Source organism: Pseudomonas sp. PGPR40 (genome assembly GCF_022014505.1).
In the GTDB taxonomy this organism is placed as follows: domain Bacteria; phylum Pseudomonadota; class Gammaproteobacteria; order Pseudomonadales; family Pseudomonadaceae; genus Aquipseudomonas.
The window spans coordinates 21,167-33,321 of sequence record NZ_JAKLSP010000013.1; the positions used below are offsets into that span (position 1 = coordinate 21,167).

The following is a 12,155-nucleotide window of genomic DNA, read 5'->3' on the forward strand; positions in this document are numbered from 1 at the left end:
CCTTTTCTGAGCAGAATCACGATGGCGCGCATTGTATACCTCATGCTTTGACCCGCGCACCGTGCTGCGATGATTGGGACCGATCCTGATAGGCCGCTCGGTAGATCTTCTCGATATCGACGGCGCTCAGCAAGAATGACCGCCGATCCTGAAAACCACACAAAACACCTGTGGGAGCGGGCTTGCTCGCGAAAGCGGTGTGTCAGCCGACGTGTATGTCGAATGTTCCACCGCCTTCGCGAGCAAGCCCGCTCCCACATTTTGAGCGGTGTGTAATTTCAGACCTGCGCGGTACGCAGTTTTTCGCTGCGCCCGCGCAGCCATTCCAGGGTCAGCAACAGGATCACCGAGAACGCGATCAGCAGCGTCGCGGCAGCGGCGATCGTCGGGCTGAGGTTTTCGCGGATGCCGCTGAACATCTGCCGAGGCAAGGTCGCTTGTTCCGGACCTGCAAGGAACAGCGTCACTACTACTTCATCAAATGAGGTGGCAAAGGCAAACAGCGCACCGGAAATCACACCCGGCGCAATCAATGGCAATGTCACCCGACGAAACGCGGTCAGCGGCGAAGCCCCCAGGCTTGCAGCGGCCCGCACCAGATTCTGGTTAAAACCCTGCAAGGTCGCCGATACCGTGATGATCACAAACGGCACACCCAATACCGCATGCACCACGATCAGCGAGAAAAAGCTGTTGCCCAATCCCAATGGTGCAAAAAACAGATAACTGGCCACACCAATGATCACCACCGGCACCACCATCGGCGAAATCACCAGCGCCATGACTAGCGCCTTGCCCGGGAAATCGCCCCGGGTCAGGCCGATCGCCGCCAGCGTGCCGAAAATCATTGCCAACACGGTCGCTGCCGGGGCGACGATGAGGCTGTTCTTCAATGAACGCATCCATTCTGCCGAGGCAAAGAAATCCTGGTACCAGTGCAGCGAGAAACCTTGCAACGGATAGACCAAAAAACTCCCCGAATTGAACGACAGCGGAATGATCACCAGCACCGGCAGGATCAGGAACAACAGAATCAAGCCGCAGAGAATCCGCAAGCTGTAGAACCACACCCGTTCGATGGGCGACATATAAGGACTTAGCATTTCATTCTCCCCTTAGCTCAGGCGCAGGCGACTGGCGCCCACCAGCCAGCTGTAAATCAGATAAAGCACCACGGTCGCCAGCAGCAACAGCCCACCGAGTGCGGTCGCCATACCCCAGTTGATGCTGGTGTTGGTGTAGAAGGCGACGAAATAACTGACCATCTGATCGTTCGGACTGCCCAGCAACGCCGGGGTGATGTAGTAGCCGATGGCGAGGATGAACACCAACAGGCAACCGGCGCCGACACCGGCATAGGTTTGCGGGAAGTACACCCGCCAGAAACTGGCGAACGGGTGGCAGCCAAGGGAAATCGCTGCCCGCATGTAGGTCGGCGAAATGCCTTTCATCACGCTGTAGATCGGCAGAATCATGAACGGCAGCAGGATGTGCACCATCGAGATGTAGACCCCGGTGCGGTTGAACACCAGCTCCAGCGGCTTATCGATAATGCCCATGGCCATCAGGCCGCTGTTGATCAAGCCACCCGATTGCAGCAACACGATCCACGCGGCGACCCGCACCAGAATCGAGGTCCAGAACGGCAACAGCACCAGAATCATCAGCAGGTTGCTTTGCCGCGATGGCAGGTTCGCCAGCAGGTAGGCCAACGGATAAGCCAGTACCAGGCAGATCACGGTAATGATCAGGCCCATCCAGAAAGTCCGGGCGAAGATGTCGAGGTAAATCGCCTGATCGGGGGTGGCCGGAGCGATTTCGCCGAGGTCGTCAATGCGATGATCGACGGCCGCCAGCAGGTAATAAGGCGTCACGTTGCTGGTATTGCGGCGCACGACCTGCCAATAGGCCGGATCGCCCCAACGCTCGTCCAGCGCTTCCAGTGCTTCTTTATAAGAAGTCGGTTCAGTCGCGAACGGCAAGGCGCGGGCGGTTTTGGTCAGCAGGCTGCGGTAGCCGGCCAACTCCATGTTCAAGCGTTTGGACAAATCGCCCAAGGTCTGATTCTTGCGGGCTTCGGCGAGGTCTTCGCTGGCGGCCTTGTACACAGGCTCTGCCGGCAGGCCGCGGCCATCCCAACTGGCAATGGCCGCCACGGTGCGCGGCATCGCGCCGACCACTTCCGGGTTACCGACGCTTTTGTAGAGCAGCGCCACGATCGGCACCAGAAACACCAGCAACAGAAACAGCACCAATGGCGCGATCAAGGCTTGTGCTTTCCAGCGGTTGACCCGCTCGGCATGCTTGAGCCGCTGCTTCAGGGTGGGGTCGGTGCCCGCATTCACGGGAATGGCGATGGCCATGGCGTACTCCGGAAATCTTTGGTCATTGCAAAGGTGGCAAACGCCGCCTCGAACTTTTGGTGCTGATCGTTCCCACGCTCTGCGTGGGAACGCATCCAGTGACGCTCTGCGTCACAGGGACGCGGAGCGTCCCGGGCGGCATTCCCACGCAGAGCGTGGGAACGATCATCCGGTGAACCATCGTCCCGTGTGGCGTGGTCTTATTTTGCAGCCCAGGAATTGAAGCGCTGCTCCAGTTGCTCGCCGTTGTCAGCCCAGAAGCTGACGTCGATCTGCACCTGGTTGGCGATGTTTTCCGGGGTAGTCGGCATATCCTTCAGAACATCCTTGGACAGCAATGGCACGGCTTGGGTGTTGGCCGGGCCGTAGGCGATGTTTTCCGAGTAGGTCTTCTGCTGTTGTGGTTGCACAGTAAAGGCGATGAACTTTTTCGCCGCTTCGGCACGGGTCTTATCCAGACCTTTTGGTATCGCCCATGCGTCGAAGTCGTAGATACCGCCGTTCCACACCACTTTCAGGTTGCTTTCTTTCTGTACCGCCGCGATCCGGCCGTTGTAGGCCGAGCTCATGACCACGTCGCCGGAGGCGAGGTATTGCGGCGGTTGTGCGCCGGCTTCCCACCATTGGATGCTTGGTTTGAGCTCATCGAGTTTCTTGAACGCACGGTCCTGACCATCCTTGCCGGCCAGTACTTTGTAGACGTCTTTGGGCGCAACGCCGTCAGCCATCAGTGCGAATTCCAGGGTGTACTTGGCGCCTTTACGCAGGCCGCGCTTGCCCGGGAATTTCTTGGTGTCCCAGAAATCCACCCAGCTGGTCGGAGCGGAAGCCAGTTTGTCGGCGTTGTAGGCCAACACCGTCGACCACACGAAGAAGCCTACGCCGCACGGCTGGATAGCACCTTTGACGTAATCTTCGGTCTTGCCGAACAGCGCAGGATCGAGCTGCTCGAACATGTCTTCGTCGCAACCACGGGACAGCTCTGGCGATTCAACTTCCACCAGATCCCAAGACACACTCTTGGTGTCGACCATGGCTTTGACCTTGGCCATCTCGCCGTTGTATTCGCCAGCGATGATTTTGCCGTTGCCCGCCGCTTCCCACGGTGCGTAGAAGGCTTTGACCTGCGCCGCCTTGTTTGCCCCGCCAAAGGACACCACGGTCAGGTCCGGGCCCGCCGCCATCGCGTGCGCCGCACCCATCATGCCTACGACCAGGGCTGTGAATTTCAGGGATCTCAACATTTATTGTTCTCCAACTGCAGGGTTAGTGTTGGTGAAGCGGGGGCGATCAATGCGCCTCTAGAAGTGGGTCGAGCGCGCGAACGTGTTCGACCTGCCAGCCAAGCGGTACCACGTCGCCAACCGCCAGCGCGGGATCGAGCTCGGCAATCGGTTGTTTCACAAAGAAGTCGGTCTTGCCGCAGACTTCCAGGCGAACCCGGACGTGGTCGCCCAGATAGATGAATTCCGCCACCCGCCCTGAGAAGCGGTTGACGCAGGACTCGCTCGAGCCATTGAGGCTCACGCGCTCCGGACGAATCGACAGCGTGACGGGTTCGCCGGTCTTGCCGACGTTGACCGCCAGGGCTTCAACCTTTTCACCGCGACCGAGCTCAACCACGCAGCGATCGCCGGTGTGACTGTGCAAACGACCGTTGAGGCGATTGTTCTCGCCGATAAAGTTGGCGACGAAGGTGTTTTTCGGTTCTTCATAGAGGGAGCGCGGCGGCGCGATCTGCTGAATCTCACCCTGGTGGAACACCGCCACACGATCGGACATGGTCAGGGCTTCGCCCTGGTCGTGGGTCACGTAGACCACAGTCACGCCGAGGCGCTGGTGCAGGTGTTTGATTTCCATCTGCATGTGTTCGCGCAGTTGTTTGTCCAGTGCGCCGAGGGGTTCGTCCATCAGCACCAGCTGCGGTTCGAACACCAACGCACGGGCCAGGGCCACACGCTGCTGCTGACCGCCGGACAGTTGCGCCGGATAGCGCTGGGCGAAGGCGTCGAGCTGAACCATGCTCAAAACACGTTTGACCCGGTCACTGACATCACTCTTGTTCAAACCACGCACGGTCAGCGGGAACGCCAGGTTCTCGGCCACGGTCATGTGCGGGAACAACGCATAGTTCTGGAACACCATGCCGATGTCACGTTTATGCGGCGGCACGTTGTTGATGGAACGCCCAGCCAGTTGAATCTCCCCGGCAGTCGGCGTTTCGAAACCGGCGAGCATCATAAGACTGGTGGTCTTGCCGGAGCCGGACGGCCCGAGCAAGGTGAGGAATTCGCCTTTGCGAATATCCAGGTTGAGGTCTTTGACGATCAGGTTCTCGCCGTCGTAGCTCTTTTGCACTCCACGAAAGCTGACCAGAATATCGCTGGCCCCTGCGCTTGAATCAACCTGGCTCATACCCACACCTTTGTTATTGATGACTGCTGTGGACTAAGCCTAGTGGACGCTGGGAGCCACGCAAATCGGGGCACAGGAGAGAATCGCCTCAGCCGGATGGAAGGTTGTGGGTAGGGATTGCCCTACAAGGATGGCGGGGATGGATATGTAGACTCGGGATCGCGACAGGCGGTGAGCTGCAAGCCGCAAAAACAGGCAAAAAGCTATGCGTAAGGGGTGTCGTTATTGGATATGCCCACGATTGGATGTTCAAAGGAGATTCCCTGTGGGAGCGGGCTTGCTCGCGAAGGCGGTGTGTCATTCAACGCATGTATCGACAGGTAGCCCGCCTTCGCGAGCAAGCCCGCTCCCACATTGGATTGCAGTGAATCAGTGGGATTGGGTGTGTCAGAGGAGTTTGTGTTCCATCGCGTACTTCACCAGTTCGGCCAGGGAGGTGATGTTGAGTTTTTGCATCAGCCGTGCCTTGTGGGTACTGATGGTTTTGCTGCTCAGGGCCAGTTGCTGGGCGATGTCGTTGACGTTGGCGCCTTGGGCCAGCCGTTCAAACACTGAGAATTCACGCTCCGACAGCAACGAGTGCAACGGTCGCGCATCGGTCAGGCCAACCTCGAAGACCATGCGGTCGGCCAGGTCCGGATCGATGTATCGCCCGCCCGCCGCGACTTTGCGGATTGCCGTCAGCAGCAATGCCGGATCGCTGTCCTTGGTCGCATAGCCTGCAGCGCCGACCTTTAATGCCCGTGCGGCCATTTGCGCTTCGTCGTGCATCGACAACACCAGAATCGCCGGGGGATTGTTCAAGGCGCGAATCCGTGGAATCGCTTCCAGGCCGTTGACCCCGGGCATGGAGATATCCAGCAACACCACTTCGCACGGAACATGGCGCAAGGTGTCGAGTAACTGCTCGCCATTGCTCGCCTCCCCTACCACCAGCAAGTCCTTGGCCAGGCCGATCAATTGCTTGATGCCTTCGCGAACGATGGTGTGGTCTTCGGCTACCAGTACACGGATCACGTTCTTCTCCATTCTTCTTATGTCAGAGCCAAGATCTATCGCGAGCAAGCTCGCTCCATCTATGGTTACCCCTGTAGGAGCGGGCTTGCCCGCGAAGGCGCCAGCTCAAACAACACAAAACCATCAGGCCTCATCCAGCGGCACTCGCACACTCAGGGTCGTCCCCTCCCCCGGCTCACTCTCAAGCGACAACTGCCCGCCCATGATCAACACCCGCTCACGCATGCCAACCACGCCAAAGGATGTCGGCTTGCCAGGGGCAGCGACAAATCCTACGCCATCATCGCTGACAGTCAGACAGAGTTCACCGCCCTCAAGGGCCAGCGTCAGTTCAACAGTATGCGCCTGGGCGTGGCGCATGACATTGGTCAGCGCTTCCTGAAGAATCCGGAACAACCCGATGGCCTTGGCATCGCTGAGCACCGGCAGGTTATCCGGCACCTGCACCAGGCACGGGATCTGCGTGCGCGCCTCGAACCGCCGGGCCTGCCACTCAATGGCCGAAGCGATTCCGGCATCGAGAATCGGCGGCCGTAGCGCCGTGGCCACATCGCGCACCAGTTGAAACAGCTGAGCGATCAAACGCTTCATGCTGTTCAAACGCTCGTGCAGCCCCGGATCGAGCTGGGCATAAGCCAGCTCACACATGGATGTTTCCAGCTTGAGCACAGTCAACATCTGACCCAGTTCGTCATGAACTTCCCTGGCAATCCGGGCCTTTTCCTCTTCCCGCACGCTCTCCAGGTGCGCGGACAACTCACGCAATTGCTCGCGGGAGCTGGCCAGCTCCAGTTCGATGCGCTTGCTCTCGGTGATGTCCCAGACGATCCCGTCCCAGACATAGGCGCCGTCTTCGAGCCGGCGGGTGATGGCTTTGATCTCCGCCCAACGCTGTTCGCCCTGACGAGTCAGAATCCGTCCCTGCCACGACCAGTCACTGTCGGTATCCAGCGCATGATCCTGAGTCTGGTGATAACTGGCCTTGTCGTCCGGATGCACCAGACTGCGCAGGCCTTTGTCCCGATGGGCCAAAGTGGCCGGCGAGTACCCCACCAGGCTCTCGCTGCCTTCACTGATGTAGGCAAAGTCGATCTGCCCGGTCACCGGCGCACGCTCCAGACGAAAAACCAGGCCGGGGACGTTGGCCGCGATCCCTTGCAGCCTCGCCTCGCTTTCCTGCAATGCCGCCAGAGCGCGACGACGCTCGGTGACGTCATTGAGGTAAACCACCAGGTATTCGCCACCGCGAAACCGCAAGAAGCTCAACGAAACATCCGCCGGCAGAATACTGCCATCCGCTCGAACGCAATTGGTTTCGAAACTTTGCGGCCCTTCTTCACTGGCCCGGGCACGTTTCCACAGGCTCAGCCAGCGGTCCATGTGCAAACCGGGCTCGAAATCGATCAACGGCCGATCAATGATCCCGCCCTCCGGGTAGCCGAGCATGGTTTCGGCCGCGCGGTTGGCATAGCGCACATGGCTGTCCCAGTTGACCCAGAGGATGCCGACGGTGCTCTGATCGATGGAAAACTGCGTGAGACGCAAGGCCTCTTCGCTGGCCTCGCGCAGGGCAATGTCTTCGCGCGCCGCCAGCAAACGTTGCTCCAGACTGTGTTGCTGACGACGTTGCCAGAACACAATGGCCATGCTGCTCAGCAGCAACACCACCAAGAGCAGGCAGAGGTTCTGCCAGAAACCCGGCGACTCGGACAGTCGCGGATATTTGGGTTGCACCCATTGGTTGTGCAGTTGCTCCAGATCCTTGGCCGGGATCGCCCGCAGCGCGCTTTCGACGATGCCGGCCAACTCCGGCCAGTCCCGACGCGTGCCTACTCGCAATAATTGCGGGAAACCGATATCGCCTACCACTACCAACCCGGAAAACTCGGGCTCGACAGATAGACGCCCGAACTGCGCTTCATCGACCACGGCATAACCGGCCTGCTGACTCAACAACAGTTGCAGCGCCTGGCGCTCCAGAGGCACGCCTTGCAGGTTCAGATGAGGATAATTGCTGCGCAGATAATCGGCGGTGACACTGGGCATTCGCACGGCGACGCGGATCTGCCTGTCGAGTTTTTCCAGTTCGACCGCGCCGGTGCTCTTCTGGCCGCTGACCACCAGCTGCGGCACCCGCATGTAAGGGTCGGAAAATTGCCAGAGCCGCAAACCCGCGGGGGTTTGCGTCAGCCCCGGCGCAAGATCGATGTCGCCTTCACGTGCGGCGGCTTCCAGTTGCGCAAGATCAGGATAATTGCGCCAGCTCAGCTCGACCTTGAGCGCCTTGGCCAGCCACTTCATCAGCTCGACGTTAACCCCGGACAGGCGCTGCAAACGACGATCGTATTGAGCATAGGGTGTTTGCAAGACCACCCCGACCCGCAACTCGCCATGCTGCGCCAGCCATTGCTGTTGCACTGGCGACAGGTGCACGACGTGTGCCGGTGGCGCGGGCGCCGCCCAGCCCATCAAGGGAAACCACAAACAGCCGATAACCCACAGGCAGCGAAAACGTATCATCGAAAATCTCACACACTGACAAATACTGACCAACCCATTAGGCTGCCGGAAATCTTCTGGCCTGGAATATCCGATGCCCCCTGTCTACCGCCTGGCACTGCCAGCATTGTGCCTGTCGCTGATCCTGCCGTGCGCCTTTTCCGTCGAGGCGGCTGACCCGGCACCTGCCGCTGCGGAAAAAACCGCAGAAGAAAAACCGGCTGAACGTCAGCCGTTGCTTGAGCGTAGTCAGGAAGAAGCGGCAGCACTTGAGCGAAAAATCCCTGCGCAGGAACAGCAACGGCTGCAAGCGGGTGCCGACAGTTTTCTCGCCTTGTGGAAACCGGCCAATACCGCCGAAGCCAAAGGCGCGGTGATTATCATCCCCGGCGCCGGCGAAACCGCTGACTGGCCGCAAGCAATCGGCCCATTGCGCCACAAATTGCCAGACGCCGAGTGGAGCAGCCTGAGTATCACCTTGCCGGACCTGCAAAGCGAAGCCATTGCGCCACGGATCGTCGAAGTGGCGCCAGCGCCCAAAGCGCCTGATGCCGGCAGCAAAGACTCAACCACCGCTGCGCCCATCGAACAGGCGGCCGGCGGCGAAGCGGAAGTGACCGACAAGGCCATCGTCGAAACCACCGAAGAACAGGCTAAAGCCGATGCCGAACGAATCTTCGCCCGCATCGACGCCGCCATCGCCTACGCCGAACTGCAAAGCGTTCGCCGTATTGTCGTGCTGGGTCATGGTACCGGCGCTTACTGGGCCGCGCGTTATCTGAGTGAGAAGCAGCCATCGCAAGTCGAGAAGTTGGTGATGGTCGCCGCCCAGACGCCCGTTACGGCGAAGCCGGGGTTGGCTGAGCTCACATCCACCTTGAAGCTGCCTACCGCAGATATCTTCTATATGGATAAGCCGGCGGATCGTAACGCGGCGCTGGAACGTTTGCAGGCCAGCAAACGCTTGAAAACGTCGGGATTCAGTCAGGTTTCGCTCAAGGCGCTGCCGGGGAATGCCAAGGCGGAACAAGAGCAATTGGTCCGTCGGGTGCGGGGTTGGTTGAATCCTCAACCAGTGGCGGACTGATAGACCGAGTCGCCCCATTCGCGGGCAAGCCTCGCTCCTACGGATTTTGTGTCGTGTGCGGCGATCACATAATCTGTAGGAGCGAGGCTTGCCCGCGAAGGCGATAGCACTGGCGACACAAATCTTGCTTGTTAACGAAAATCCCGCCGTTCGCGAATCAACGTATAGGCAGTGTGCAACTCACGTGTCTTATCCGTGGCCTCACGAACCTGCAATGCCGTCGCACCGCTGCCGGCAATCTTGTCCGGGTGATGGCGACTGAGCAGCCGTCGATAGGCGCGCTTGATTTGCGCCGGCTCACTGGTCGCCGACACACCCAATAAGCGCAGTGCGTCCTGATAAGTCACGGCAACGCTGACCAATGGGCGTTTCTGCGGCTCATAGTCAGCCGCCAGGGCCTGCACCTGTTGCCGCGTCCATCCTAACCATTTGCCCCATTGGGTAAGCAGCTCGCGCTCACTGCGACCGGCGCGGCCGTCGGCCCAGACCATCCGCCAACAGGCACGCAACACACCTTCCGCCGCATGGGGTTGAGCACTCAGGCGTCGCAGATAACCGCGCAACCGGTCATGTCCCGACTTACCGCGATTGAACGCCGCAATCGCCCGACGTTGCGCCGATTCGTTCATCTCCAGCGAGCGCATTTCCTGCCGCGCCTGCTGGATGTGGCCATCCACTACCCGTCCATCACTCTTGGCCAAACGGCCCAGCAGCACGAACAGCAGTTCATCGTTGCGCAGCACCGAGCGACCACCGAATTTTTCCCATAAATGCGCCCAGCTTTGCAGGTGCAAGCGCCGGTCCAGCGCCTGTCCTAACAAAGCGCCGAGCATGGCCCCCGGAATGCTGGCTATGGCAAAGCCCGCTCCGGCTCCAATCAGAGTCCCTGGCCACAACATGTCAGCGTCTCGCTTCTATCAAAGTTTCTACTTCCGCCAGGCGCTCATGGGTACCGACATCCACCCAATGCCCATTCAGGCGTTCGCCGGTCACTAGCCCGTCGGCCATGGCTTTGCGCAACAGCGGCGCAAGCTTGAAGGCACCGGCCGAGCAACCGTCGAACAGCTGCGGGTGCAGCACAGCGATGCCGCTGTAGGTCAGGGTTGATGTATCCGGCCGGCCGTCCTGCACATGGCCATCGACCAACGTGAAATCTCCACTCGGGTGATGCGCCGGGTTGTCCGCCAGCACCAAATGAGCGAGCCCGGCGATGGGCTGATGCAACACGCTGAAGTCGTAGTCGGTCCAGATGTCACCGTTGACCACCACAAAAGCCTCGTCCCCCAGCAACGGCAACGCGCGGAAAATACCACCACCTGTTTCCAGCGGCTCACCTTCCGCCGAATACTGGATGCTCACGCCATACCGCGAGCCATCGCCCAGAAAATCTTCGATCTGCTGACCGAGCCAGGCATGGTTGATCACAATGTCGGTGAACCCTGCAGCCGCCAGGGCGCGCAGGTGATACTCGATCAAGGGCACTCCGCCGGCGCGAACCAGTGGTTTTGGCGTGGTCAGGGTCAGCGGACGCATGCGCTCGCCTTTACCCGCCGCCAGAATCATTGCCTTCATTCATTCGCTCCGGCACGCAGACTGGCCAGCAATTCACCCAGCTCCGCCAATTCAGGGCGACGGGCGATGACCGCGTCTATATAAGCAAAGAAGCGTGGCACATCGCCGAGGTAGCGTGGCTTGCCATCGCGATGGCAGATGCGGGCGAAAATACCGATGACTTTCAGGTGTCGCTGCACGCCCATCAGGTCGCTGGCACGCAGGAAGTCTTCAAAGTCTGGCTGAACCGGAATGTCGAGCGCGCCGGCTTGCTGCCAGTAATCCTCCAGCCAGCCACGCACGCGTTCTTCAGGCCAACTGAGGAAGGCGTCCTTGAACAGGCAGGTCACGTCGTAGGTCACAGGGCCGTAGACCGCGTCCTGGAAATCCAGCACACCGGGATTCGGTTCGCTGAGCATCAGGTTGCGCGGCATGTAGTCGCGATGCACCAGGACCTGAGGCTGAGCCAGAGCGCTATCGATCAGCAAGTCGCTGACCTGCTGCCAGAGCGTTTGCTGCGCCGAATCGAACTCAATGCCCAATTCGCGCTTCACGTACCACTCGGGAAACAATTCCAGCTCGCGACGCAGCAGAGCCACGTCATAACTCGGCAGCGGCGCCACCATCGGTAACTGTTGGAAAGCCAGCAGCGCTTGCAGGGCATCTTTGAACAAGTCATCGGCATTTTCGCTGTCGATCACGTCCAGATAAGTCTTGTTGCCCAGGTCATTGAGCAAAAGAAAACCACGATCGAGGTCTTCGGCATAAATTTTCGGCACGTTTATTCCGGATTTCGCCAGCAGAAACGCAATATCCACGAAGGGTTTGCAGTTTTCCTGGGGCGGTGGCGCGTCCATTACGATGAAGCTTCGGCCTGCGCCTTCCCAGCGAAAATAACGTCGAAAACTCGCGTCGCTACTGGCCGCGGTCAACGTGGCCGCGGGCACGGAGCCCCAGCCTTGTTCTGCAAAGAGGATAGCCAACTGTTCATCGAGCCAAACTTTCAGGTGTTGCAAGCGTACATCTTGATCAGGCATTGCAAGGGTCTCCGACGGCGCTAGCCGTCAAGCGGGTCATGCTTTATTATCCGACATCTTGTGCGACACGCGTGGCGTGTCTCCATACTTCGAGGTGTAAGGTCATCTTGAAGGGTTTTCGATGAAAACCGACAGCTTGGGTACCCAATCCCAAGAATCAAAACCGTCCCAGAAGTCCAATGTCTT

At 59.4% G+C, this 12,155-nt stretch carries 10 protein-coding genes; 1 reads left to right on the forward strand and 9 read right to left on the reverse strand.

Annotated features, from left to right (window positions below):
* Window positions 1-278: 278 nt before the first annotated feature.
* The 6 genes from MEB48_RS12980 to MEB48_RS13005 form a co-directional block, all read right to left on the reverse strand.
* The gene (locus MEB48_RS12980; RefSeq protein ID WP_237884621.1) at window positions 279-1,103 is read right to left on the reverse strand and encodes an ABC transporter permease; all 825 of its coding nucleotides are present in this window, start codon (window positions 1,101-1,103) and stop codon (window positions 279-281) included.
* A gap of 12 nt (window positions 1,104-1,115) precedes the next feature.
* Window positions 1,116-2,363 carry an ABC transporter permease gene (locus tag MEB48_RS12985; protein WP_237884622.1) on the reverse strand — a complete coding sequence of 416 codons (1,248 nt, stop codon included), beginning with the start codon at window positions 2,361-2,363 and terminating at the stop codon, window positions 1,116-1,118.
* A 200-nt stretch (window positions 2,364-2,563) separates the two neighbouring features.
* A complete protein-coding gene (locus tag MEB48_RS12990; protein WP_237884623.1) occupies window positions 2,564-3,607 on the reverse strand; it encodes an ABC transporter substrate-binding protein in 1,044 nt (347 codons plus the stop codon).
* Window positions 3,608-3,653: 46 nt separating this feature from the next.
* On the reverse strand, window positions 3,654-4,778 hold the full coding sequence (locus tag MEB48_RS12995) for an ABC transporter ATP-binding protein (RefSeq protein WP_237884624.1): 1,125 nt from the start codon (window positions 4,776-4,778) through the stop codon (window positions 3,654-3,656).
* A gap of 387 nt (window positions 4,779-5,165) precedes the next feature.
* Window positions 5,166-5,795 (reverse strand): response regulator, encoded by a 630-nt coding sequence (locus MEB48_RS13000; protein WP_007936601.1) that lies wholly within the window; start codon window positions 5,793-5,795, stop codon window positions 5,166-5,168.
* A gap of 123 nt (window positions 5,796-5,918) precedes the next feature.
* On the reverse strand, window positions 5,919-8,315 hold the full coding sequence (locus MEB48_RS13005; protein ID WP_237884625.1) for a PAS domain-containing sensor histidine kinase: 2,397 nt from the start codon (window positions 8,313-8,315) through the stop codon (window positions 5,919-5,921).
* 73 nt (window positions 8,316-8,388) lie between these two features.
* Between MEB48_RS13005 and MEB48_RS13010 the strand changes: the two genes are divergently transcribed.
* Entirely contained in the window at window positions 8,389-9,381 is a 993-nt protein-coding gene (locus MEB48_RS13010; protein WP_237884626.1) for an alpha/beta hydrolase family protein, read from the forward strand.
* A gap of 131 nt (window positions 9,382-9,512) precedes the next feature.
* Here the strand turns inward: MEB48_RS13010 and MEB48_RS13015 are convergent, their stop codons facing one another.
* Genes MEB48_RS13015 through MEB48_RS13025 form a run of 3 tightly spaced genes read right to left on the reverse strand, consistent with a single transcriptional unit; the run spans window position 9,513 to window position 11,969 of the window.
* Window positions 9,513-10,280 (reverse strand): TerB family tellurite resistance protein, encoded by a 768-nt coding sequence (locus MEB48_RS13015; RefSeq protein ID WP_237884627.1) that lies wholly within the window; start codon window positions 10,278-10,280, stop codon window positions 9,513-9,515.
* A 1-nt stretch (window position 10,281) separates the two neighbouring features.
* The gene (murU, locus tag MEB48_RS13020; RefSeq protein WP_237884628.1) at window positions 10,282-10,953 is read right to left on the reverse strand and encodes an N-acetylmuramate alpha-1-phosphate uridylyltransferase MurU; all 672 of its coding nucleotides are present in this window, start codon (window positions 10,951-10,953) and stop codon (window positions 10,282-10,284) included.
* Window positions 10,950-11,969 carry an aminoglycoside phosphotransferase family protein gene (locus MEB48_RS13025; RefSeq protein ID WP_237884629.1) on the reverse strand — a complete coding sequence of 340 codons (1,020 nt, stop codon included), beginning with the start codon at window positions 11,967-11,969 and terminating at the stop codon, window positions 10,950-10,952. The genes murU and MEB48_RS13025 overlap by 4 nt, the downstream gene beginning before the upstream one ends.
* Window positions 11,970-12,155: the final 186 nt, after the last annotated feature.